The organism is Rhodococcus sp. NyZ502, assembly GCF_041464245.1.
Lineage (GTDB): Bacteria > Actinomycetota > Actinomycetes > Mycobacteriales > Mycobacteriaceae > Rhodococcus_F > Rhodococcus_F qingshengii.
The window spans coordinates 1,313,140-1,337,082 of record NZ_CP167155.1 but is presented as its reverse complement, the minus strand read 5'-3'; the positions used below and the strand labels follow the sequence as shown (position 1 = coordinate 1,337,082).

Here is a 23,943-nt window from a genome sequence, read left to right as displayed (position 1 = left end):
CGTCACGAGGAAGGCGAAAGATGTTCACACCTGCAGAATTCGGCAAGGTCTCGGTACTGGTTCCTGAGAACGGTGGTGCCGTCCCCTACGGGAACACCGTGGTAGTGCACGGATCTGAAAGCACGCTCGTGATCGACCCTTCGCTCTCCCTCGACCGCGATCCCGTCGGCGCAGACCTCGTATTCGTCAGCCACGGGCACGAGGACCACATCGCCGGACTACGCCATTTCGACACCCCGGCCTATGCGCACCATCTCGACGCACCCGCAGTCGCATCCCTCGACACGATGCTCACCAATTACGGCCTTCCTCCGAACGAACGAGTCGAGGTCCAGCAGTCGATCGCTACGCAATACGGCATACCCCCGACCCACGAGAACGTGTCGGGGATCGCGGGCGGCCACGTCTTCGACCTCGGCGACCGCACTGCGACAGTCATTCATTTGCCAGGGCACACCCGCGGACACTGCGGGGTCCTCGTCGAACCCGACGGCTTCTTCTACGTCGCCGACATCGACCTCACCTCCTTCGGCCCGATGTACGGCGACCTGGGTAGCAGCGTCAACGACTTCCTCGACTCCATCGACCACGTCGCAACGATCGACGCACGCTGGTACGGAACATTCCATCAGAAGGGCGTGGTCGAGGGCAGCGACGAGTTCCGTCGCCGGTTGTCCGCATACCGCGACAAATTACTGAGCCGCGAAGACCGTCTCATCCAATTCCTCGGCGAACCAAAACTCTTGGAAGACATAGTCGCTCATCGACTCGTCTACCGCCCCCACGTATCGGCCCCGTACGTCGACGCCGTCGAACGACGGACAGCTCAGCTACACCTCGAACGACTCATCGCATCCGGTGCCGTCACAGTCGACGAAGACAAGGTGTTTCGCCGGACCCTCTGACATCCCTGGCGAACTGATCGCGCCATTTCGGATACTTCCGAAAATCGGACCGAAGTTCACCGAAAAAATCTGGCACTCGAGGTTGCAGAGTGCCAGTTTGGCTGGTTATCATGTTCTCGCACAGTAAGTTCGGTCGCCGTCGAGGTGACGGTGACCTTTCTTAGACGATACGGGAGGTGTGTTGCTGTGCTTCGTTTCGATCCTTTCACCGACATCGACGCGATCACCAAGTCCCTGCTTGCCACCGGAACCGGCAGCAGCCGAAGTCCACGCTTCATGCCGATGGACCTCTACAAGATCGATGACCACTACGTCCTTCACGCCGATCTTCCCGGCGTCGACCCAGGATCAGTGGACGTACAGGTAGACGGCTCGACCCTCACCCTGACCGCGCACCGCAGCGCCATTTCCGAAGAGGGAGTGACGTGGCTGGCCGGTGAGCGTTTCACAGGAACATACAGAAGGCAGCTGTCCATCAGTGAGGACATCGATTCCGAACGGATCGTCGCCTCATACGACAACGGCGTGTTGACCGTGACCTTACCGATCGCAGAGAAGGCGAAACCGCGGCGGATCGAAATCTCGTCGGGGCCGCCGTCCCGCACCGCAAACTCCGAGGTGAAAACCCAAGGACAGATCGAAGCCTGACCTGAACGGCTTGGCACGAAATCGACTGTACGAGAGCCTTTCATCCAGGAGGTCCACTATGCTCGCGCCAATCATGGCCCCCGCCGCAGCTCTGGCTGAACCGGTCGTCTGGAACGAAGACCCGCAGCGGCAAGGCTGGTGGAAGCGCATCCTCGCGGCCACCCCGCCCGAGAACCCCACCAACGAAGAATTTCAACCCTGACAAAACCAGACCGTGTTCGCCGAATACGGTCACCCACAAATGAATTGATGCCTTCCGTCCGTCCACCGAGGCGGACGGACGGCATTTACAGGCGCTCTACACACGTTCAGCTCGATGAAGCATTCCGGCCGAACCGAAGAGCCATCACCTGCAGCAGGTCAGGAACCGCCCGAAATGGGCGAAGCAGGACGAAACACTCACACAACAAGGACGAAGCTCGCCGCCACCTGCCAACCGTGACTCGTACGGTTGAAATGTAGACGTCAGTGACTGCGCTGACGCTTACCGACCTCGTCGGTCCCCTGAATTGTGTGGCCGTCGAGGTCGTCTCATGTCTATACCCAAACTGAAAGTGGTCAGCCCTCAACCCTCGTCGGAGGAGATGCCGTCGCCAGACCCTCCAGAAGGATTGCCAGACCGCGCTCGAGTTCGTCCTGCCCGTCGTAGTGAGCCATGATCGTAGCCATCGACCGCAGTCTCGGAAACTCGGCAAGCGCAAGCCGATGCAGACCGAGCCGCAAGAGATCGTCCGTCTCCTCGGGATTTTCGACTATTTCCTGAAGCTCGTTGAGAATGTGCCCGTTGAGGAAGCCGAACACTGCTCGGTAGATGTGTAATGCGTCTTCAGGAGTGAAACCGGCCCGTATCAGCAGTTCGAGAATCGCTTCGACGTAGCGCAACGTCCCGGGAGGACGCAATCCGAGCGGGGTGGACAGCGGCCGAGTGACCAGCAAAGGAACCACGTTGGGGTGCGCGAGCGCGAGGCGGCGATACCCGTACGCAACTGCGTGCAGCTGCCCCCTCCAGTCGCGATCGGACGGGTCGACGACCAGTTGTTCGAGCACGGTCTCGACGACCCCGTCCAGCAGGGCCGCCTTGTTGGCCGCGTACCTGTAGAGAGTCATCGGATTTCTGTCGAGCGCTTTGCCCAGTCGGCGCATGGAGAGGCCGTCGGCACCTTCCTCGTCGATGATCGCCAACGCCGTCGAGAGTACGAGCGCCCTGGTGAGGGGCTCCTCGCGGTCCGCGACGGGAATCAAACCCTTAGTGCGATCTGGCGAGTGTCCGGTCATTCACAAAACATACATCGTATGCCTACGCGTTGACAGAACAGTACGGCTGGTTTACTGTTCGGATACGCCCTATGCATACAACGTATACACACATCGTATACCCGGAATGTCCGGATTTACGTGGGCGCTCATCGATACGTCCCGGCGCCGGAGTCGGCGCGGACGTACGGACTCACTTTCGTCGCATGAGTCCCTTCTTCAAAGGATCGAAGATGAACAGAACATGACAGCACCCACCGCAACACGACGCTCGCGGTTCTTTCAATTCTCGGGTATTGCAACGATTTCCGTTTTCTCCGTCGGCATTCTCGTCTTGCCGGCCGGCACTGCCGGCGCGGAAGCGACTGCTGTCGGACTCGGCACCGCTGAGCCCTTTGCAGTCCTTGCCGGAGCAGGAATCACCAACACCGGACCGACAACCCTCGGCGGCGATATCGGCACGTATCCGACTCCAACCATCACCGGTGTATCGGACCTGACGATTACCGGCACCAATCATGGTGGCGACGCGGTATCGCAGGGAGCGAAACCCGACGTGTTGACTGCCTACAACACTCTTGCCGGTCAGGGACCCACACAACCGACGGGAGCCGACTTGACCGGTCGGACACTGGTTTCGGGTGTCTACAACTCCGGTTCGTCGATCGCACTGTCGGGAACCGTCACCCTCGACGCGCAAGGTGACCCCGATGCAGTCTTCGTCTTCCAAGCGGGATCAACGCTGATCACATCGTCGTCCAGCACCGTTGCACTGATCAACGGAACGCAGGCGTGCAATGTTTTCTGGCAGGTTGGAAGTTCCGCCACCCTGGGCACCAACTCCGTCTTCCGAGGAAACCTGTTGGCGCTGACAGACATTACTGCCACAACCGAGGCAACCGTCGAGGGTCGACTGTTGGCGATCAATGGCGCGGTCACTCTCGATACGAACACCGTTACGATCCCGACCTGTGCGCCTCCTGTCACGACTACGACCCCGACCACTACGACGACTACGGTCCCGCCTGACACCGCGACAACTACCACCACGACTGTGGTCCCGCCGGAGGTGACTACAACCACGACGGTCGTCCCGCCGGAGGTGACTACAACCACGACGGTCGTCCCGCCGGAGGTGACTACAACCACGACTGGTACACCGGTGGAAGCGACGACCACCACACCAGGGCCGAACGGCACGACTACAACCACTGTGGACGTACCGCCGATCATCACGACCAGCCGAAACATTCCGTCCATACCCGAGATTCCCGGTCTCCCACCACTGCCGGGAATACCTCCCACCGTTCCCGGGACGGTAACCGTCCCGTCTCGGGTGCCGACGACGTCAGCTTCTCGAACGGGTACCCCGACCACTCAACCGGTAGGCCCGGAATCCCCGAATGTTCGAGCCCCTCAGGTGCAGCAGGTACCACGAGGGTCGGTCGACACCGGTGACGGAAGCACACAATCCCAACGCGGCGGACAGTCCAGTGGAGGGTGGATCGCCCTGCTCGTCGGCTTCTTCAGCGTCGTGGCTATGTCGGCCCTCGTCATCCGTCGGACAAGTCGATAGATGAAAGACGAAAACTCCGTGATGGCTCCGCGAACTCGCCGAGCCATCACGGCTCTCGCCCTTACTGTTTCAGTACTCGTAACGGTGGTCGGATGCGCCGGTGGACAATCCGACAGCGGAAATTCACAACCAATCTCGTCGCCTCGACAAGACACCACATCCGCGCCGCGCGCCACTGACTCTGCACTGCCCGAAAGGGCGCCGGTAACTGCTGACCACCGCCCCGCGCGCCTCGAAATCCCGTCCATCGGCGTCGACACCGACATCATCGATCTCGGACTCGATACCGATGGAGCACTCGAGGTCCCACCGGATGGGAAGGACGCAGGGTGGTACACCGGCGCTCCCGCCCCCGGTGAGGTCGGACCGGCAATCATCGCCGGCCACGTCGACTGGCAAGGCACCGACGGGGTCTTCTTCGATCTGCGGAATCTCGAAACAGGAGCCGACATCATCGTCACCCGCGAAGACGGAAGTCGCGCAGTGTTCACCGCTACCAGTGTCGAACACTTCCCCAAAGAGGACTTTCCCACCGACGTCGTATACGGCGACATCGACCACCCCGGACTCCGGATCATCACGTGCGGTGGATCCTTCGACGAAACCGCACGCAGTTACAACGACAACATCATCGCATTCGCCGACCTGGCCTAACCGCCTGAGACGCCGCAGCACACCACTTCGAAAGTCCGCACGAACCGTTGGAGAGCAATGACCGTATTCCACTTTCCCGTGCTCGAGAAGTTTCGATGACAGACACCGACGACATTCGAGCGAGCGCCGAAGCAGGTGTCGACGCTCCTGCATGGCGGGATCGGAAGCGTTACTGGTGGCCGTTGGGATTGCTGATCCCGCTGAGTCCCTTCCTGTCCTGGCTGCTGGTCGAATATTTGCACCTCGGCCTGTTCTGGGCGACCGGTGCCTGGATCCTGATTCTCGTCATCCCGATCGTCGACGTCGCAGTCGGCGCAGATGGCCGCAGCCCACCCGACAACGTGATCGCGGCATTGCAGGACGACCGCTACTACCGATGGTGTACCTACCTGTTCGTGCCACTTCAATACGCTGGCCTCGTCTTCGCCGCATGGTGTTGGGCGCACGCCCCGATGGCAACCGGAGAGAAGATCGCACTGGCGATGACCGTCGGCGTCGTTGCGGGCGTCGGTATCAATGCCGCACACGAACTAGGCCACAAGAGCAGCCGCCTCGAGCGGCGGTTGGCGAAAATTGTGCTCGCTCAATCGTTCTACGGGCACTTCTACATCGAGCACAATCACGGTCACCACGTCAACGTTGCGACGCCGCGCGATCCCGCCAGTGCTCGTTTCGGGGAATCGTTCTGGATATTCTTGCCCCGCAGCATATTCGGAGGTCTGAAATCGGGCTGGCGGATCGAATCAGCACGCCTGCGCCGGCAGGGTTCACCCGCACTGTCACCTCGAAACAACATCGTGCAGGCATGGTCGCTGAGCGCCGCACTGTTCGGGACGTTGATCACCTTATTCGGGTGGCAGATACTGCCCTGGCTGCTCCTGCAAGCCTTGGCCGGGATCACGTTCCTCGAGGCCGCAAACTACCTCGAACACTACGGATTGCTCCGTGCGCGAAGACAAGACGGCAGCTTTGTCAAAGCCCGGCCCGAAGACAGTTGGAACAGTGATCATCTCTTGTCCAATTTGTTCCTGTACCAATTACAACGACACAGTGACCATCACGCGAATCCGCGTCTGCGCTACCAATCTCTGCGCAGCGCTCCAACCGCTCCGCAACTCCCTGCCGGATACGCGGTGATGATCGTCTGCGCTGCCGTACCACCACTGTGGCGGCGGATGATGGATCACCGTGTCCTCGGCTACTACAACGGCAACGTCGAGCTCATTCACACCAAGGCGACGATATGAATGACAATGCCCGAGACGACGACCACAGCGACGGGCACTACACCGCCACCGGGCCGACCAAACACGCCAGAGCTGCGTACCAGCCGGCGCGCACCCGGCTCAGACGAGCCGCACCGAGCCTGGACGTCGTCGCTGCCGCGGAGTACCTGTTGACCCAGCCCGACGCATACCTCTATCGCCGCCGATACCTCGACCTGATCACTCAAACCCCGGGCCCGACGGAACATCGATCACCGACTACGCCGCAGCTGAACGCTACCTACTTGTCACCGCTACCGCGCACCGCAGAACTCATAGTGAGGTTCGTCCATTGCCGGCACCCGGCGATTTTCTGTGAAGTGGTCACCGCAGTGTTTGATGCCAGAGAGTGACAACAGCCTGACGAATTCGGGAGCGCAGCATTTGTCATTTGCCATCACAGCTTTGATTCGCGCTCGCCAATGTCATCGAGGATCAAGAACTCGATCTTCGCTCGCTCCCCGTCCGCATCGAAGTCGTTGTCGCGGTCTGAGACACGCGTGATCAGTTCCGTCAGTGCCGCATGGATCGTCGTGTACAGAAATGCACGCGGGTCGGGCACCCCCATCACGTCGTCAGTGTTCATCTGTACCTGCGCCGTAGCGGTACGCCTGCCCAGAAACACACGCGGAAGCCGGATCCCGGTCGGATCGGTCACCACGGAGATGTCGCCACCAACGACAACAAACAGATCGAAGTCGTACTGCATCGCGATGCCCCTCAGCCGGTGTCTGAGCCGAGTCAACTCCTCGATGAAGTCAAGCGGCACCGACGGTCCACCGAATACTGTCCTGAACGTGACCTCGCGAGTCATCGATCTGCCCCCTTTACGAATCATCCATTTCAGGATCGAGGGCCATACCCTCTGTGTCCCCCACGCCAAGTGCTCGGGCATATCGACCGGCATACCGCTCCAGTGCGACTGCTGAATCGGCCTCACCTTCCCATTGATCCGGAATCGCGGTGCCGTCACACGTTGTTCGCGACACTTGCGCCTCGGAGAACTCGACAGCGGTCCGGGTGAAGGAACACCGCACAAAACTCGTGGCCGCCGAGAATCGTGCGCCGCCGAAAGTGCACTCCACGAATGAGGTATCGGCGAACTGCGCACCAGTCAGGTCTGTGTCGTCGAATGCGCATCGTTCGAACACAGTATTGGGCACGGAGCGGAGCCCGCGTGCTTTGGCTCCAGTGAAATCGCAATCGACGACCCTCGGTCCGAGCGCCAGACGAGAGAGCGTCGCACCCCGGAAACTGCACCGTTCGAATCGGCGATTGAAACGGGGCTGTCCGGTCAGTGCCACGAAATCGAAACGGCAGTCGAATAATTCGGATTCGAAGACGGAGATCGGACCCCGAGCGAAACTCAGATCAATCCGTTCCAACGTGAGATACCGGATGTCCAATCCAGCGCTACCCGCTGTCAGGCCACGCACATCGATCAGCCCGTCATCGGTCTCCGCCCATGGGGAGACGAGAGTGTGGGGCGGCTTGACGATCCGCGACTGATCGAGCAGCTGCGCCCGTAAATTATCGACGCCCTCATCTGACCAACGTCGACGTAGGGAGGTGATCGCGGACCGGTTCACGGGCTCAATAGTATCGGCAAGATCCCCATTGATTGGCCGTGGCTGCCCGAGAAGCGAACCACCACACATCAGTACTTCGGTAGGAATCACTTCTCGGAGCGCGCAAAACAGCCGGACCGTGAAATGCACGGCCCGGCTGCAGCGCTCACGCGCACGAAGTGGAACTCGGAGTCAACTGGGGTACTGAAACCGGTCGTGTACGAGCCGTTGACTCATCTCCGGATCAGTATCGAATTATCAACTCTCACAAGTTGATCACGTCGCCCACAAGGATCTGATCGGGATTGACGATCTGCGGATTCATGTCCCACACCTGCTGCCAGGTGAGACCTCGTTCTGTCGCGAGGTCGAACAATGTATCACCGGCTGCAACGACTACCTCTGAGCCGGGCGCTGGAGTCTCCGACTCCGGAATGCTTTCTACCGGTGCAGATTCGGATGTCTCAGAGTAGACAACGGGAGCAGGCGCCGGTTCCGGTGCAAATTCGGGTGCTACGTCCTGTGCCGGCGCGGGCGCGGGCGCGGGCGCGGGAGCAATACTCGACCCGGTATCGCACGCCCCGATCGAACTCAGGAAGGACATGGGATCGACGGCGCCTCCACTGTGAATGCGGAGATGCAGATGTGGGCCGGTGGAGCTACCGGTGTTACCCGTTGCCCCGATCTCGTCGCCTACCTCGACGTGTTGCCCCACACCGACCCATGTTTCGGAGAGGTGGCCCATCTGAATCTGCTCGCCACTGTCCGCTTCCAACTGGATGTACGTTCCATATCCACCCGGATCATTGGGTCCGGCAACAGAAATCGTGCCCGATGTGGGCGCGTGGAGCGCGGTGCCGACGTTGACAGCAAAGTCGACTCCGTCATGTCCCGCGTGGTAACCCTGCGAAAGTGATCCGCTTACCGGCCACTCCCAATTGCAACTCGCCGACCAGCCCTGCGCACCGGCGGTACCTGCATTGGCTACTGCTCCGGCCCCCACAAGGGCGCCCAGTCCCGCAGTTACGGCGATGAATCGTTTTGTGCTGGAAGGCTTGTGTTTTCTGTGCTTACTCATGTTTTCCTTGACTGATGTGCTCGGAGCAGGTGCAGGCTCTACCCGCAGACAGCACTCAATACGTGCTGAGCTACTTGGTGTATCGCACCAAGACTCCGTTGGAGTGAAATGTTCGGATCGCGCCATGGAGAGAGGTACGGTGACCGCTCTCGAACGCGAGCGCGCGCATAGACCCGCAGGTCTGTATCTCCTGGTGACAGCACAGGAGATACGGGTTCTACATCGAGGCAGTGCCTGAATCGATCGTTGATCGAGGACTACGAATGCCGGAACAAACCGAAGGCTTCTCATTCGAAGATCGACAGGGTGGGTGTCTACCCGGATGGTCGGAAAGGGGGTGGAACATGGAGATCCTTGCGTTGCGGATGAGGAATCACCTCATACGCTGTCGCTTCACGACGCTCCACACCACGGTTGAATTACCTGGGTACATACCTGTTTTTGCGCATTCGACCCGACCGGTCGATATCAGGCGCGCCTTCGGTAGATGGCATCTGGTCGCACAATCGCCAGTGCCCCATGTCACTTCTGGAGACGATACCGCGTCTTGGTCACCCGGCGCGTCAGCGTTACCGAGATGGGACATACAGGCGGCATTGCTCCTACAAGCCGAACGGGAGACCAGTGCACGTTCCCGGCATCGGAAACGCGTGCTGATCTCCCGTTCGGCGATCTGTTGCCTAGTGGATCTACTGCTGAGTCGAAGCTACTTTCTCGGCTGCGTGGTGAGCGGCAATGTATCCGTAAACCAGCCCCTGGCCGATCGTTGCACCGGCGCCCGGGTAGGTGTGACCGAATGCGTTGGCCGCAGTATTGCCGATCGCGTACAGGCCGTCGATCACGCTGCCGTCCTCACGAAGCACGCGTGCATGCTCGTCTGCCTGCACACCGCCGCAGGTGCCGAGGTCGCTGAGCGTCATCTTCACCGCGTAGAGGGCACTCGTGTCGAGCTTCCTCAGATTCGGGTTCGGGGACACTGTCGGGTCGCCGTAGTACCGATCGTATGCACTTCCGCCGCGACCAAATTCCGCATCGCTACCGGCAGCAGCGGCCTCGTTGAACTTCTCGAAGGACTCGGCAAAAGCCTCCTCGGGAAGACCGACCTTGCGGGCAAGCTCGACCGGACTGCTCGCCTTGTGCGCGATGCCGGAGTCGAAGAATGCCTGCGGAAGCGGCTGACGAGGGAAGATACCGCCTGCGAACACGTAGCTGTTGCGGTACTCCTGGTCGAAAACAAACCACATCGACTCGGCCGGATCTCCGGCCTTTTCCCGTTCGAGCACGCGCTGGCCGAACGACATGTAGTCCGTCGCCTCGTTCACGAATCGACGACCGGTCTGGTCGACGATGAACGAGCCTGGCAGCGCACGCTCTGCGAGCATCACCATCGGCGGGCGGCCCTTGATGCTTGCCACCGCCGGGAACCACCACGACTGATCCATCGATCCGATACCTGCGCCGAGCTCTTGTGCTGCCTCGATCGCTTCGCCGGTGTTGCCCTCTGCGCCCAGGCTCTCGTGCTCACCGAGGCTCTCCGACTGGTACTTGTGGCGCCACTCCATGTTGTGGTCGAACCCGCCGGCTGCCAGAACGACACCACGCCGAGCCGTCACCGTCACTTCACGTCCGTCTTGCACCACAACTGCACCCGTTACGCGGCCATCTTCGGTGATGAGCCGAACCAACGACGTTTCCGTCCACACCGGGATACCGGCCTGGACCACACCTGCGAACAGGCCGGCGGCGAGCGCCTGACCGCCTGCGATGTATTCACGCTTGAGTACGTACTTGCCGTAAACGCCCTGCGCCAGGCGGCGGATGATGCGAGGGAAAGCCTTGCTCGGCTTCTTCACCATCAGGTTCATCCACTTGTAGTCCGCACCTGTCACCGGCATCGGCAGTCCGGCTTCCATCAAACCGGGCCGCAGGCGACCGCGTTCCGCGCCGAGTACCGACGCGTCGAACGGCAGGCACTCGCAGGTACGTCCGGCGGCGCTACCTCCCGGCAGTTCGGGGTGGTAATCGGAGTATTCCTTGGCCCAGAAGAACTTCATGGGCGTCGTGCGGTAAAGCATGTCGACGGTGGCCGCACCGTTGTCGACGAATGCCTCCCCACGTTGGGCAGGGGCAGTATCACCGACCACCGAACGCACGTATGTCTTCGCGCGCTCAACGGTGTCGCCCGCACCGGCTTTCGCCAAGATCGGGTTGGCAGGCATCCAGAACGCTCCACCGGACCGCGCCGTCGAACCGCCAACGTACTGCGTCTTCTCCACGATCAGCGTGGACAAGCCGAGCTCGTTCGCGGTGAGGGCGGCAGCCATGCCGGTACCGGACCCGATCACCAGTAGATCGACAACGATGTCCTTGGCTTGTGTCGCGGGGGGTGCCTGATTCTTCGCCATTGAACAAATCCCTTCACGTGGTTATCGACGTAGAACGCTAAGGCAGTCGCGGCGCAGAAGGTTCCGGATGCCCAGTCAGCGGGACATTGCGAGTGGATTGGCGAAGAACGGCTCCTGCCACGGTTCGGGCGTTGTGCCCGCCCCAGCAGAATCGCGGCTTGCCTTCTTCGATGTCTGCGCTGCTCACGTGAGGACAAATCCCAGCTTCGGCATCGTCGACGAAACGCTCGGCACCCTTGCACGCGGCATGCTTCCCCGCCTACGCCACGTCTTCGAGCAGCACCAGGCTCTTCACCGTCTGGCCGTCGAAGCGATTGTCAACGTCTGACAGACTCGTGCGGTTTGCATTTCATGGACGGGTACTGGCCGGCGGTTCGTTTCAACGGCGACGATGGCGTCGTCGAGGTGACTGTCGAATCCTGACCGCGATCCTCGTCTCGGGCTGTCGGCTGATGTTCCTCGGCACTGATGAAGAATAATCATCTACATGAAATGGAACACCCCTACAGAGACCGGCTGGTTCGTCAACCTCGCCGAAGGTGGTTCGGCCGTATCGATATTCGATCCGTCGGGGAACGTTCAAGGCGAACTGATTCCCGCATCCGACGACGGATCGGAGAGCGTTGCCGGCGGGCGGAAGAGGAAATCGTCAACAGCCGAGCAGGATCGATCCAGGCTCACATTCCGTAAAGGCCGACCTGCATCACTTCGATTGTCCGACGGAACGATCGGGACCCTGATCGACCAGAAGCCCAAGGCCATGCGCCGCAAGAACAAGCTGTGCGAAGTCGATATCGCGGGCAGAACATACCTCTTCGTTCATTCATCGGGCCGAAAGGCAACAGCCCGGCGTGACGGAATCGCATTGGCACACATGGAACGTGGCCGATGGTCCGGTAGAAGCACCGTCGCCAGAAGAACCCTCACGGCAACGGACGCCCTTGACGAATGTGTCCTGACACTGTTTCAGAAGGTAGTGACACCTGGACGTACCGGCGCCTTCGATCAGGTACTGACCGACCTCAGCAACATATGACGTACGCCATATTCGGTGGATCTCAACCGCACTCGAGATACTGACTTTCAACTCTCGGGTCCACGGACATGCCTTGGACACAATGAGTTTCACATCTCGGAGCGGAAGGCTGAAACCAGATCATGGTAGTGTCGACGCTTTGAACACGCTCGCCCAGCGATTGTCGCCAGGTGCGATGATCACAGATCCAGATCTACTCCAGTCCTATCGGCAGGACTGGAGTTTCGATCCCGCAGCCGGAACACCGGTTGCCGTAGTACGTGCTTCGACGACGGCAGAGGCGGTTCGACGGACGGCATCTGAGGCCGCCACATGTAGCGAATAGCGACGAGTACCTGAATTCTCCTGTGCAACCGGATACGGTGAGGCTGTCGTCTTCAATGCGGCGATGCAAGAAGGGAAGCTACGACCAAAACGTTACGTCGGGGAAGACAAGCAAATCACCTGGACATGGCTGGAGGCCTCCGTGATGAATCTCGTTCGCCGACTGAGCGTCTGCACATCCGTCGTGATCGCTTCTACTCTGACGTCGGTAGCGCTCGCATCCGCCGCGGTGACCATTCCATTCCAGGTCAACCCTGCGCCGTACGGCAACCCGAACGGCAGCTTCGACGCGCCGGCCGTCCGCTGCGTAGCTGTCGTCGGTGAACAACCCGGCACGGTGACGATCACCGGAGGCAAGGAAGGCCGGTGGGGATGCCTGCTCTCGTCCGAAGTGCGCTGGCTGAACCTTTCGACCGGGGCCTCCGGCTCGGCTCGGCTCTCGGACGGTCTCAACGGAGTCCCAGCAGAGGCGATCGTGCAGACCGGGACCGGTCAAGTCGCTGTTGCCGTGCTGTCCGTGGCCGGATCCATCATCACCCCAGGTGTCACATCGTTCTACGTGCCGTAGCACCAGACTCCGCATCACCGGCACCGTTGGACCTAAGGTCCTGTTTACCGACCCGTCATCCCGGTTAGCCTGAAAAGACGCTACCGAGAGGACACTCATGACCTCGTCAGTGCACGAAACGATCGCCGTGGATCTGGATTTGATCGACCTGTACAAGGACCTCCACAGCCATCCGGAACTGGGGTTTCACGAGCAACGAACATCCAGTCTGGTGGAAAGACATTTAACAGCACTTGGATTCGACACCACCACCGATGTCGGGACTACCGGAGTCGTCGGAGTCCTGAAGAACGGAGTGGGCCCCACAGCGCTGCTGCGTGCGGATATGGACGCCCTCCCGGTTCGGGAAGAAACCGGATTGGACTACGCCAGTACCGTAACAACGACCGACGATCAGGGAAAGACCGTCTCGGTCAGCCACGCGTGCGGCCATGACCTGCATACGACCTGCTTACTCGGTGCGGCCCGGATCCTCTCTCAGGATACGACGACCTGGTCTGGCACTCTTGTCCTCGTCTTCCAACCGGCTGAGGAACTTGGCGCGGGTGCGCAAGCCATGGTCGACGACGGACTGTTCGAGCGATTCCCGAGGCCCGACATCGTTCTCGGACAACATGTATCGCCGCTACCGGCAGGCACGATCGCCGGGCACGCCGGCCCCTCGTATGCGGGATCGGACTCACTTCGTGTGAGACTGGTCGGAAAGGGCGCCCACGGATCTATGCCGGAGAACTCGGTCGATCCCGTGGTCATGGCAGCCGAAACCGTGTTGCGTTTGCAAACTGTCATCTCACGCGAGGTCCCGAGTACTGCCACAGCTGTCCTCACCGTCGGCTCCATCCATGCTGGAGATGCCGCCAACGTCATTCCCGGCGAAGCAGAACTGCAACTCAACATCCGCAGCTACGACGCAGGTGTGCGTCAGCGCATCCTGGACAGCGTCGACCGCATCGTCCGGGGCGAAGCGGCCACCGCCGGTGCACCCACCTCACCGACCATCACCGAGACGGAGCACTTTCCGATCGTCGTCAATGATCCGGCAGCGCTGGACAAGACACTCGATGCGTTTGCCGAATGGTTGGGGACGAACAAGATTCTCGATCCCGGAGCGGGAGCAGGTAGTGAAGACGTCGGCATTCTCGCGACCAGTGCCGGTGCGCCACTGTCGTACTGGCTGTTGGGCGGTACCGACCCTTCACTGTTCACGACAGGTGACATGACTGATCCGGCTTTGCGAACCGTGCCGTCGAACCACTCTCCGCACTACGCTCCCGTGATCGAGCCGACCCTGACCATCGGTGTGAACGCCTTGGTCGTCGCGGCCAGGACGTGGCTCCCAACTCCCTAGAGTGTTGCGGGTCCGCAATCGATCGATCGTCCATGCGATCAAGGCTGCAAACGCGTAGGCGCCGCCGAGAATACTTGCAGCGCCCCACCCTGCCGCGTCGAAAACCATAGTGGTGGAAACCGCCCCAGCCGCGCTGCCCAACGAATAGAACACCATGTAACTACCGATGATCTGCCCCGACGATTCCGGTGTGTTCGCGACGATCAGATTCTGGCTCGTGACATGAACAGCCTGCACGGCGAAGTCCAACGCAACAACACCGACTACGAGTAACACCAGCGAGTGCGTCGCCTGCGCGTTGAATACCCACGACAGCAAGAGAACGACCAACGACGCCCCGGTGACGCGTTGCGCTTTGCCTTGATCGGCCCACCGACCGGCACCGACCGCGCCCAATGCTCCAACCAATCCTGCGATTCCGAAGAGCCCGATCTGTGTGGTCGACAACCGCCATGGTTCCTCACTCAACGGCAGGGCCATTCCGCTCCACAAAGCACCAAAGGACGCGAAAAGGAACAAGGCGATCAGGGCCCGGGTGCGAAACAGTCGGTTCGTAAGCGTCAACGTCACGACAGACCCCATTGCACGCACGTACGAACGCCTATCGTGTTGCAAACGAGGATCTTTCGGCAGCATCGTCAGCGCGACGGCCGCGACCAGTACCGAAATGAAAGTGGATCCCGCGTAGACCGCCCGCCAGCCTGCCAGATCCGCAACTGCGCCGGCGACAGTCCGAGCGAGGATGATGCCGACGACAACGCCGCTGGTGATGACACCGATGTTTGCGCCCCGCTCGTCCGGGTCACTGATTGCCGCAGCATAGGCAACTATGACTTGAACAACTACCGAGAACGTGCCTGCGACCGCCATCCCGATCAACAGCTGCAGATTCGTGGTGGCCAGAGCAACAAACATCGTTCCCGTTGCAGCAGCGACGATCTGGATTGCGATCAATTTCTTTCGATTCACGAGATCGCTCAATGGCACCAACACGATCAACCCCACCACATAACCGAGTTGGGCGAGTGCGACTACGAAACCGAGGCCGGCCGGAGGAATGGAAAGATCCGAGCCTATTTGCCCGAGGAGCGGCTGTGCGTAGTAGATGTTGGCTACCGAGACCCCGCAGAGCACTGCGAGCAACAGGCGAAGTCCGCGAGACATTTTCAACTTGCCCCGCGCGTTCTCGACAGCATGACGTGCAGTCACTTCCACCTCAACTTGGTTGCGTTTTGATACCATTTGGAGGTTACGTCAATACAGTTTCAAAACGCAACCAATGAGGAACTCGATGCCGGATCGCGCACAATGGACAGACCCGCACTGCCCGACGGCCCGAGCGGCCGACATCATCGGCGACAGATGGTCGCTGCTGATCGTGCGTGACGCCTTCGACGGGTCATCGAGATTCAGTCAGTTTCAACGAAACCTGGGCATCGCAAAGAACATTCTCACAGACAGGCTCAAAGTCCTTGTCGAGCAGGGAATCTTCGAAGTCCAACCGAACGCGCAAGGTACCCGCAACGAGTACATCCTGACCGAACGCGGTATGGATCTGTTCATCGTGATCATTAGCCTGCGACAGTGGGGAGAGCGCCACGCCTTCGATGACGGTGAGCCACACTCGATCTTGATCGACGACACCACGGGCGATCCGGTTCCCAGGCTTCGACTGATCAACACACGGAATATCGACCTGGACCCTACAAGTACACATGTGGAGAAGGTCGAGGAAGGTTGACCCGCAACTCGCCAGATTGACAGATGGGCGCACATGATTCGAAGTACGCGCATACTCCGACCATGACTGTCGATCTCGAGTTCTCCTGGCCGCAGTTTCTCTGGATTGCATTCATCTTCGTCGGCGTGCCCGCAACTATCGGCGCGAGCATCATCTGGACAATCTGGCGTTCGGAACGAACTGGCCTGGAGCACTCCACGACCGCCCTCGGCGGCGGGCACACGGGATCGGGCTCACTCGGACTGTGGAGCACCGGCCTGTTGGCCTTTGCACTGGGCTTTCTGTCTTGCGTGGGCTGGCTCAGCTGGTCAGCCGACTACAAAGGCGGATTCCGCGGCCCCGGCCTGCCTGCCCCGACACAGTTCCCCACCTGGCAGGTCGTCGCCTGTGGACTGACAGTGATTCTGGCGTGTTTCGGTTCCGCCCATTGCTCGCGATGGATGAAGGCGGGCGGTATGACGGCCGCTGCCGGCACTGCTGCAGGATTCACCACAGCATTCAGCATCGACGCCAGTACTGATGTCACCGGACAGGCAGGCGTGGGCGTCGCACTGTCCACGATCGGATGGGGCCTCACCCTTACCGCACTGATGCTTCTGCGCGGCAAGTGGTCGCAACGAGGGTGAATCTGTCACTCAGTGCGGTTCACCCGCGGCGCGTTCAGTGGCGCGGGCAGTGTCGTCGAGGTGACAGTCGAATCTTGGCGTATGAATTGACGTGATGCCCAGGCGGATCAGTATCGCGAGTAGTGCTGAATTTCCTCACGATCGGCAGCGCAGATGCACTTTCGATCGAGACCGCGGTCGGCAGTCACTGCGCAGAAGCGAACCCCGAGCGGATCATGGGATTCCATACTGTGCTGACACGCCGGGCAGATCGACGGTGTTTTCTGATCCTCGTCAGTCGACTCGGATTGCCCTCGTGCATTCGACACATCGGACGGGTTCGACGCCATACAGGCGCTCCAGTTCTCGGCCGTTCGACCACAGACCGGGTTGGCGTCGAGGACGACATGGCTTGACCGCGCATATTCGAATGACCCTCGACGTACCCCACGCTACTCGCTTCGGCACACCGGTTTGTACCAATTTCTGCCCACGCGACATTCCCGGTCGAGCAGGATAGAACTACTGCACGCACCATTTCCGTGCAGGATTCGAATTCGTGCAGCATTCGTCGTGAAAGGGCTTCTCGTGAACACTTTCCAACGTGTATCCGCCGCCGTGAACGTAGTGGTCCAACCACTGATCGGCGCTCCGATCGTAGGCAAACTACTGGGCCGTTCCATGACCGTCATCACCTACGTCGGACGCAAGTCCGGTCGCACCTTCAGCGCGCCCGTGTCCTACAAACGAAAAGGCGACCATGTGACGATCGGCGTTGCCATGCCAGACAAGAAGAGTTGGTGGCGCAATTTCTACCCGGAACAAGGTCCGATCGTTCTCCAACTGGACGGTATCGATCGCCCCGGCGAGGCACTCGCACACCGAAAAGGCAAGGGTGTCTACGTCTCCGTCGAACTCGCTCCCGTCGACTGAGCGGATCGAACAGCCACCGGTGCAATCACATTCAGCTCACACCCACCGCCTCACGAGATCTGGGTGATTCAGATCTCGTGACGGTCGGGACCTTTGACTCTGTGCAATCGAGACTCGGTCTCGCACCCTTCGACGCGGGTTTTTTGTCGACCATCGGTCGGACAACCCGATCCTGTCGGGACATTACCGTCCGGTAACATCGACGGCAGGCGTGAGCTGGAAGAGGTGACCACCGTGACGATCGGCATCTATCTGGTCGACGACCACGAGATCGTCCGTCGTGGATTGGCAGACCTGTTGAACCAGGTATCGGGATTCAACGTTGTTGGCGAGGCGTCGTGTGTTCGCGAAGCCTCGGCCGGAATACCCGAATGCCGACCCGACGTGGTTGTCATGGACGTCAGACTTCCCGACGGTAACGGTGTGGAACTGTGCCGAGAACTGGCGTCGACCTACCCGAGCGCCGCCACTTTGATGCTCACGTCGTACTCCGACGACGACGCACTACTCGACGCCCTGATCGCCGGCGCACGAGGATTCGTCCTCAAGAACATCCGCGGCCACGACCTGGTGTCGGCGATCCGCACGGTTGCTACCGGCAAGTCGCTGTTGAACACCCAGGCGGTGATCGGTTTGGTCCGGCGCATCCGGTCCGAACAGGAGTCGGGTACTGCGGCAGCCCTGTTGACCGATCAGGAGCTCTTGATCTTCGAGTTGATCGGCAAGGGACTGAGCAATCGAGAGATCAGCTCGCACGCAGAACTCTCGGAGAAAACAGTCAAGAACTACGTCTCACGCATCCTCGAGAAACTGGGTCTCGAACGTCGAACGCAGGCCGCAGTTCTGGCGACAAAGCTTCGTGCGGGCACTTCGCACCCGGATCCTTCGGGCCAGGCGACCACTCACCTGCTGACGCCGTCCGGCTCGCCCTTTTCCGCCACCACGGGCACGCACCATGCCAGGTAGCCGCGACGCGCTCATGCTCAGCCTTTTCGGCGACATCGCCGGAAGCGCGGAGCTGACTGCTCTAAACCCGACTGCAATTCCCAAACTGCTCAGTGCCGTGTTGACCGTCGGGTCCACACTCCAGCTCGACGAAACCCTGCAACAGATAGTCGACGTCGCGCGACATCTCCTCGAAGCGGACTACGGCGCGCTCGGCGTGAAATCCCCCGACGGACGCTTGTCCCGATTCATCCACTCCGGTTTGACTCAAGGGCAGGTTGCCAAGATCGGGCATCTTCCCGAAGGACACGGCCTGCTGGGCCTGGTCGTTCGAGAACCGTGCCCGGTTCGAACCGACCGAATCTCCTCGCATCCGTGCTCGACAGGGTTTCCGACCAATCACCCGCCGATGGACACGTTTCTCGGTGTTCCGATCTTCGTCAGGGGCGAGGTGTTCGGCAGCATCTACCTCGCGGACAGCTCGGAACGGACTGCATTCGACGACCGCGACGAGGCTGTACTCCAGATTCTGGCAAATGCTGCGAGCATCGCCATCGACAATGCGCGTCTGTTCGAGGAATCCCGGACGCGAGAAGCCTGGCTCAAGGCCGTCGCAGCCGTCAATGCACGTCTGCTCAGCGGCGGATCCCGCGACGAGACGCTGGCGGAACTGGTTCGGACGACGCGGCACCTCACGGATGGAAATCTTGTGTGCGTCGTTCGCTACGACCTCGGCAGAGAGCCGGTAGTCCACGTCGCCGATGCTGCTGATTCCCAGCCTGTCCCCGCGACCGGATCAGCCGTCGATCTGTCCGGGACCGTGATCGACGACGCTGCGCGGAGCCGGCGGCCGATCTCTGCACCACATGGCAGTTCCGTTCCGGCACTGAACGTTTCCGGCGACGAATCAGTGGTCGCACTCCCCCTCTCCGGGACCTCGTTCGGCGGCGGTGTTCTCTTCGCGTCACGCCGCAGCAACCGCCCGTGGGGAGTGGACGAGATCGAGCAACTGACGGCGATGGCAGACATCGCTTCTGTCACTGTCGAATTCGCAGAACAGCAACGGAAAGAAAGACTGGTCGACGTCCTCGAAGATCGCGACCGAATCGCGCGGGATCTCCATGACCACGTCATCCAACAGCTGTTCGCCACCGGGTTGAGTTTGCAGGGGGTGCTGCAACGTCCAGGCGACGAGGACACCGTTCGAACCGTATTGGACACCTCTGTCGATCAACTCGATCGAACAGTCCGTGAAATCCGCACCGCAGTCTTCGACCTCCATACGAGCGAGATGTCTACTCCCACAAGCCTGCGGCGGCGACTACTCGATGCCGTCAACGGTCTGTCCGGCCACTCGTCGATCACTCCCAGCGTCACTTTCGAGGGAACCATCGACAGTTCCGTCCCGTCTCGACTTGCCCCGCACGCCGAAGCCGTTGTGCGCGAGGGCTTGAGCAACGCTCTGCGGCATGCACATGCCGATGCCATCGACGTCACCATCCGGGCCACCGAGGAGCTTGTCATCAGCATCGTCGACGACGGTGTGGGAATCGACCAGGCAACCAGAATCCACGGTCTCGACAACCTGGCGACCCGCGCTCGTCAGTGCGGAGGCTCGAGCAACATCACCAGTGAGAACGGTGTCACCGAACTGGTGTGGCGTGTTCCACTGAGCCCCAGGCGAAGTCCGTTGCCGATCCAGCATCGTTGAGCGTCAGAGCGGATCCAGTTGGGCCTTGAGCAGGCAGAACTCGTTACCTTCCGGATCGGCCAGGACATGCCATTGTTCGTGCCCTGTCTGGCCGATGTCGGCCGGCCGCGCACCAAGACTCAACAGGCGTTCCAGTTCGGCCTCCTGATCGCGATCGGTGGCGTTGACGTCGATATGCAGGCGGGGCTTACCCTTCTCCGGTTCGTCTCTGCGACTGAGGATGATCGTCGGCTGCGGACCGCCGAACCCTTCGCGTGGGCCGATCTCCAACGAACCGTCGTCCATTCGATCGAGCACGACGAAGTCCAGGACCTCGCACCAGAACCGGCCCAGCACCTCGGGTTCCCGGCAACCGAGCACCAGTTCACTGATACGACATGCCATGACCATCTCGCTTTCTTTCCGCTCGTGAAGACAACTCTCTCGACCGTACCGGACCACGTGATCTACGCCATGCCTCTGTTCCGATCCTAGGGACCTTTTCCCCTCGTCCGAGTTCCCGGTCGCCACGATCATTGCGTTATGTTCCACAGTCCCAGGCATTCTCGGTCTTTCGTCACGTCGATGTGCGTAGGCGGCCGTCGTGGTTGATCTCGCGCCCCGGCCGGTCGGTGAGGTCGATTCTCCCGCCGATGCAATTCCCCGAACCGCTCCGAAGGGTTCGAAACTGGTCGAGATCCTCAGGACCACCGATCACAAGATGATCGGTCTGATGTACATCGTGACATCGTTTGCCTTCTTCTTGATCGGCGGACTGATGGCACTACTCATGCGCATGGAATTGACCGTTCCGGGAATGCAATTCCTGTCCAACGAGCAGTACAACCAGTTGTTCACCATGCACGGCACGATCATGCTCCTGCTGTACGCGACCCCGGTGTTCTTCGGATTCGCCAACTACCTCATGCCACTGCAGATCGGGTCGCCGGACGTGTGTTTCCCGCGACTCAACGCCTTCAGCTACTGGCTCTATCTCTTCGGCGGCCTGATCGCGTCCGCCGGATTCGTAACACCTGGTGGTGCGGCAGATTTCGGCTGGACCGCCTACGTACCGCTCACCAGCGAACTCCACTCCCCCGGCATGGGCGCCGACCTGTGGATCATCGGTCTCGCTCTCGGTGGGGTCGGCACCATCCTCGGCGCAGTCAACATCGTTTCGACGATCGTCTGCCTGCGCGCCCCGGGTATGACGATGTTCCGCATGCCGATCTTCACGTGGAATGCGCTGGTCGCCAGCATGCTGATCCTCCTCGTTTTTCCGCTGCTCGCTGCTGCCTTGATCGGACTGTGGGTGGACCGGCACCTGGGAGCGCACCTGTTCGACCCCGCCACCGGTGGAGTCATGTTGTGGCAGCACCTGTTCTGGTTCTTCGGACATCCCGAGGTCTACATTCTGGCGCTGCCGTTCTTCGGCATAGTCTCGGAGATCTTCCCCGTCTTCAGCCGCAAGCCGATCTTCGGATACACCGGATTGGTCTATGCAACATTGGGAATTGCTGCACTGTCGATCGCTGTGTGGGCTCACCACATGTACGCAACCGGCGCCGTTCTCCTCCCCTACTTCTCGTTCATGACCTTCCTGATCGCAGTTCCCACCGGAGTCAAGTTCTTCAACTGGATCGGCACCATGTGGAAGGGGCAGTTGACTTTCGAATCGCCCATGCTGTTCTCCGTCGGCTTCCTGGTCACATTCCTGTTCGGCGGACTCTCCGGCGTCATCCTTGCCAGCCCGCCCTTGGACTTTCATGTCACCGACTCGTACTTTGTTGTCGCGCATTTCCATTACGTCCTCTTCGGGACAATCGCGTTCGCGACATACGCCGGAATCTACTTCTGGTTCCCGAAAATGACCGGCCGGATGTTGGACGAGAAGCTCGCCAAGATCCATTTCTGGTTGACCCTGATCGGCTTTCACGCAACATTTCTCGTCCAGCATTGGCTCGGCGCCCAGGGCATGCCTCGGCGGTACGCGGACTACCTGCCGTCGGACAATTTCACTCTTCTCAACACGATCTCGACCATCGGCGCGTTTGTGCTCGGAGCCTCGACGATTCCGTTCATCTGGAACGTTTTCAAGAGCTACCGGTACGGCCGAATTGTGACCGTCGACGATCCTTGGGGCTTCGGAAACTCGCTCGAATGGGCGACGTCCTGCCCACCACCGCGACACAACTTCACCGAACTCCCCCGAATCCGCAGTGAGCGGCCGGCATTCGAACTGCACTACCCCCACATGGTCGAAAGAATGCGCGACGAGGCGCATGTCGGACTGCTTGGTCACAAGTCGGTTTCCGACGTGAGAACTGAGGTGAAACAACATGAATGACGGCACGAAGCACCGAGCCTGGGCAGAAAAGCAGCACCACGAACGCCGAGCGAAACCCGGCCATCTCCTCGCCCCGTTGCTCGTGCTCATGTTCGCTGTCACGACGCTCGTGTGGTTGCCCCTGACGACTGCCGCGTGCTCGATAATCGTCGCAGGATTGCTGTTCGGCACTGTCCTGCAAGCTAGTTCGCATTCAACAGACACAGCTCGAGGAGTTCACGATGAAGCCCGAACTATCGACTGATCTCATCACCTCGGAGTGGTCCGCGGACGGAGCGGTGGTCGTGTGCATCGACGGATCCCCGGTGCGCCCCGACGTGATCACGTGGGCGGCTGAGTTCGCACATCGCCACGGTCTCTGGATGCGAATCGTTTTCGTAGCTCCGAGCGCCGATCTGAACACCTCGGCATCGCCGACCGGCCTGTTCATGGAGGCCATTCAGATCGCCGAGTCGGTGTCGCCAGATCTTCGGATCCGGACCGATCTGATCTCCGGGGAGAACACCGCAATCCTCACCGCGTTGACGTCCGAGGCCGCCTTGATCGTCGCAACACAGGACGATCCCGCCGCACCTGGACCGACATGTTCGTTCGCAAGAGTCGGAACACCGCGTGAAAGCAGCGCTGCGGCAGCCTTGCCGGTTGTCGTCGGTTTGGACGGAAGCGCCTACAGCGAAAGCGCTCTGGCCATCGCATTCAAGGAAGCAGAGGCAGCGAACACCGAACTGGTCGTCGTGCACGCAGCGCCGCCAGAGGCCGAACTGCGTCGAGACGTCGCATCCGGGCACTCGCCCCAGCACTCGACGCCGCTGACGTGGCAACTGTCGGGTTGGGCCACGCTCTACCCTGGCGTCGCGATCCGTCAGATCGAGTTCGACGGCCCCTCGGTTGCCATTCTTGAACAACTCTCCACCGAGGCACGGCTTCTCGTCGTGGGTCGGCGTGGGCGAGGCTCGTTCGACGACACCGCTCTCGGCACCACGAGCAGTGCGATGATTCGAAAAGCACACTGCCCGGTCATCGTTGCCAGCGAAGCCTGAATCAGATCGTCAC

Annotated in this window: 25 protein-coding genes and 1 pseudogene; 18 read left to right on the top strand and 8 right to left on the bottom strand. The window is 60.5% G+C overall.

The genetic code is table 11. From position 1 onward, the window contains the following. The first annotated feature begins 20 nt into the window (after positions 1 to 20). The 3 genes from ACBG85_RS06225 to ACBG85_RS06215 all read left to right on the top strand — a co-directional run bounded on the left by ACBG85_RS06225 (position 21) and on the right by ACBG85_RS06215 (position 1,755). Positions 21 to 905, top strand: coding sequence for an MBL fold metallo-hydrolase (locus ACBG85_RS06225; protein WP_042452347.1), 885 nt, complete (start codon positions 21 to 23; stop codon positions 903 to 905). 186 nt (positions 906 to 1,091) lie between these two features. Then, positions 1,092 to 1,553: an Hsp20/alpha crystallin family protein gene (locus ACBG85_RS06220; protein WP_007726499.1), complete on the top strand. Its 462-nt coding sequence runs from the start codon at positions 1,092 to 1,094 to the stop codon at positions 1,551 to 1,553. Positions 1,554 to 1,611: 58 nt separating this feature from the next. Further along, complete coding sequence (locus ACBG85_RS06215) at positions 1,612 to 1,755, top strand: hypothetical protein (protein WP_193595562.1); 144 nt, start codon at positions 1,612 to 1,614, stop codon at positions 1,753 to 1,755. A gap of 356 nt (positions 1,756 to 2,111) precedes the next feature. On the opposite strand, the gene ACBG85_RS06210 is transcribed toward ACBG85_RS06215, so the two are convergent. Next, entirely contained in the window at positions 2,112 to 2,828 is a 717-nt protein-coding gene (locus ACBG85_RS06210) for a TetR/AcrR family transcriptional regulator C-terminal domain-containing protein (protein ID WP_064443223.1), read from the bottom strand. Between the two features lie 223 nt (positions 2,829 to 3,051). Here ACBG85_RS06210 and ACBG85_RS06205 point away from each other — a divergent pair, with 223 nt between their 5' ends. The 4 genes from ACBG85_RS06205 (at position 3,052) to ACBG85_RS06190 (ending at position 6,655) form a co-directional block, all read left to right on the top strand. Further along, positions 3,052 to 4,383: an ice-binding family protein gene (locus ACBG85_RS06205; RefSeq protein WP_065456033.1), complete on the top strand. Its 1,332-nt coding sequence runs from the start codon at positions 3,052 to 3,054 to the stop codon at positions 4,381 to 4,383. After that, positions 4,384 to 5,037 carry a class F sortase gene (locus ACBG85_RS06200; RefSeq protein WP_007726493.1) on the top strand — a complete coding sequence of 218 codons (654 nt, stop codon included), beginning with the start codon at positions 4,384 to 4,386 and terminating at the stop codon, positions 5,035 to 5,037. It abuts the gene before it with no gap. Between the two features lie 95 nt (positions 5,038 to 5,132). Then, the gene (locus ACBG85_RS06195) at positions 5,133 to 6,284 is read left to right on the top strand and encodes an alkane 1-monooxygenase (RefSeq protein WP_063315140.1); all 1,152 of its coding nucleotides are present in this window, start codon (positions 5,133 to 5,135) and stop codon (positions 6,282 to 6,284) included. Beyond that, positions 6,281 to 6,655, top strand: a complete 375-nt coding sequence (locus ACBG85_RS06190; RefSeq protein WP_372026570.1) for a hypothetical protein — start codon at positions 6,281 to 6,283, stop codon at positions 6,653 to 6,655. Before ACBG85_RS06195 ends, ACBG85_RS06190 begins: the two co-directional genes overlap by 4 nt. 44 nt (positions 6,656 to 6,699) lie before the next feature. Here the strand turns inward: ACBG85_RS06190 and ACBG85_RS06185 are convergent, their stop codons facing one another. The 4 genes from ACBG85_RS06185 to ACBG85_RS06170 form a co-directional block, all read right to left on the bottom strand. Continuing rightward, the gene (locus ACBG85_RS06185; protein WP_250718746.1) at positions 6,700 to 7,071 is read right to left on the bottom strand and encodes a hypothetical protein; all 372 of its coding nucleotides are present in this window, start codon (positions 7,069 to 7,071) and stop codon (positions 6,700 to 6,702) included. A 58-nt stretch (positions 7,072 to 7,129) separates the two neighbouring features. Then, positions 7,130 to 7,891: a pentapeptide repeat-containing protein gene (locus tag ACBG85_RS06180; protein ID WP_064443221.1), complete on the bottom strand. Its 762-nt coding sequence runs from the start codon at positions 7,889 to 7,891 to the stop codon at positions 7,130 to 7,132. 244 nt (positions 7,892 to 8,135) lie between these two features. After that, a complete protein-coding gene (locus tag ACBG85_RS06175; RefSeq protein ID WP_230691571.1) occupies positions 8,136 to 8,948 on the bottom strand; it encodes a peptidoglycan DD-metalloendopeptidase family protein in 813 nt (270 codons plus the stop codon). Positions 8,949 to 9,637: 689 nt separating this feature from the next. Continuing rightward, positions 9,638 to 11,353, bottom strand: coding sequence for a 3-ketosteroid-delta-1-dehydrogenase (locus tag ACBG85_RS06170; protein ID WP_003943733.1), 1,716 nt, complete (start codon positions 11,351 to 11,353; stop codon positions 9,638 to 9,640). A gap of 67 nt (positions 11,354 to 11,420) precedes the next feature. On the opposite strand from ACBG85_RS06170, the gene ACBG85_RS06165 reads away from it, so the two are divergent. From ACBG85_RS06165 to ACBG85_RS06150, 4 genes are all read left to right on the top strand, one after another. Beyond that, a complete protein-coding gene (locus ACBG85_RS06165) occupies positions 11,421 to 11,681 on the top strand; it encodes a hypothetical protein (RefSeq protein ID WP_221741492.1) in 261 nt (86 codons plus the stop codon). Positions 11,682 to 11,840: 159 nt separating this feature from the next. Continuing rightward, positions 11,841 to 12,389, top strand: coding sequence for a hypothetical protein (locus ACBG85_RS06160; protein WP_003943619.1), 549 nt, complete (start codon positions 11,841 to 11,843; stop codon positions 12,387 to 12,389). Between the two features lie 469 nt (positions 12,390 to 12,858). Beyond that, complete coding sequence (locus ACBG85_RS06155; RefSeq protein ID WP_007726468.1) at positions 12,859 to 13,281, top strand: hypothetical protein; 423 nt, start codon at positions 12,859 to 12,861, stop codon at positions 13,279 to 13,281. Between the two features lie 97 nt (positions 13,282 to 13,378). Beyond that, the gene (locus tag ACBG85_RS06150; RefSeq protein ID WP_064114285.1) at positions 13,379 to 14,629 is read left to right on the top strand and encodes an amidohydrolase; all 1,251 of its coding nucleotides are present in this window, start codon (positions 13,379 to 13,381) and stop codon (positions 14,627 to 14,629) included. Between the two features lie 66 nt (positions 14,630 to 14,695). Here ACBG85_RS06150 and ACBG85_RS06145 read toward each other — a convergent pair. Further along, a pseudogene (locus ACBG85_RS06145) lies at positions 14,696 to 15,793 on the bottom strand (MFS transporter); the annotation flags it as partial. A gap of 127 nt (positions 15,794 to 15,920) precedes the next feature. On the opposite strand from ACBG85_RS06145, the gene ACBG85_RS06140 reads away from it, so the two are divergent. Continuing rightward, a complete protein-coding gene (locus tag ACBG85_RS06140) occupies positions 15,921 to 16,370 on the top strand; it encodes a helix-turn-helix domain-containing protein (RefSeq protein ID WP_007726458.1) in 450 nt (149 codons plus the stop codon). Between the two features lie 23 nt (positions 16,371 to 16,393). Continuing rightward, positions 16,394 to 16,996, top strand: a complete 603-nt coding sequence (locus ACBG85_RS06135; protein WP_136472424.1) for a hypothetical protein — start codon at positions 16,394 to 16,396, stop codon at positions 16,994 to 16,996. A 107-nt stretch (positions 16,997 to 17,103) separates the two neighbouring features. Here ACBG85_RS06135 and ACBG85_RS06130 read toward each other — a convergent pair whose 3' ends face one another. Further along, positions 17,104 to 17,325 (bottom strand): RGCVC family protein, encoded by a 222-nt coding sequence (locus tag ACBG85_RS06130; protein ID WP_075832430.1) that lies wholly within the window; start codon positions 17,323 to 17,325, stop codon positions 17,104 to 17,106. 238 nt (positions 17,326 to 17,563) lie between these two features. Between ACBG85_RS06130 and ACBG85_RS06125 the strand changes: the two genes are divergently transcribed. From ACBG85_RS06125 to ACBG85_RS06115, 3 genes are all read left to right on the top strand, one after another. Next, complete coding sequence (locus tag ACBG85_RS06125; RefSeq protein ID WP_037129595.1) at positions 17,564 to 17,908, top strand: nitroreductase/quinone reductase family protein; 345 nt, start codon at positions 17,564 to 17,566, stop codon at positions 17,906 to 17,908. A gap of 234 nt (positions 17,909 to 18,142) precedes the next feature. Beyond that, on the top strand, positions 18,143 to 18,874 hold the full coding sequence (locus ACBG85_RS06120) for a response regulator transcription factor (protein WP_039972719.1): 732 nt from the start codon (positions 18,143 to 18,145) through the stop codon (positions 18,872 to 18,874). Next, positions 18,864 to 20,564 carry a GAF domain-containing protein gene (locus ACBG85_RS06115; protein ID WP_209448392.1) on the top strand — a complete coding sequence of 567 codons (1,701 nt, stop codon included), beginning with the start codon at positions 18,864 to 18,866 and terminating at the stop codon, positions 20,562 to 20,564. Before ACBG85_RS06120 ends, ACBG85_RS06115 begins: the two co-directional genes overlap by 11 nt. Before the next feature lie 3 nt (positions 20,565 to 20,567). Here the strand turns inward: ACBG85_RS06115 and ACBG85_RS06110 are convergent, their stop codons facing one another. Further along, positions 20,568 to 20,948, bottom strand: coding sequence for a VOC family protein (locus ACBG85_RS06110; protein ID WP_007726436.1), 381 nt, complete (start codon positions 20,946 to 20,948; stop codon positions 20,568 to 20,570). Positions 20,949 to 21,147: 199 nt separating this feature from the next. Here ACBG85_RS06110 and ctaD point away from each other — a divergent pair, with 199 nt between their 5' ends. After that, a complete protein-coding gene (ctaD, locus tag ACBG85_RS06105; RefSeq protein ID WP_007726434.1) occupies positions 21,148 to 22,890 on the top strand; it encodes a cytochrome c oxidase subunit I in 1,743 nt (580 codons plus the stop codon). Between the two features lie 221 nt (positions 22,891 to 23,111). Further along, positions 23,112 to 23,930, top strand: coding sequence for a universal stress protein (locus tag ACBG85_RS06100; RefSeq protein ID WP_058038910.1), 819 nt, complete (start codon positions 23,112 to 23,114; stop codon positions 23,928 to 23,930). Positions 23,931 to 23,943: the final 13 nt, after the last annotated feature.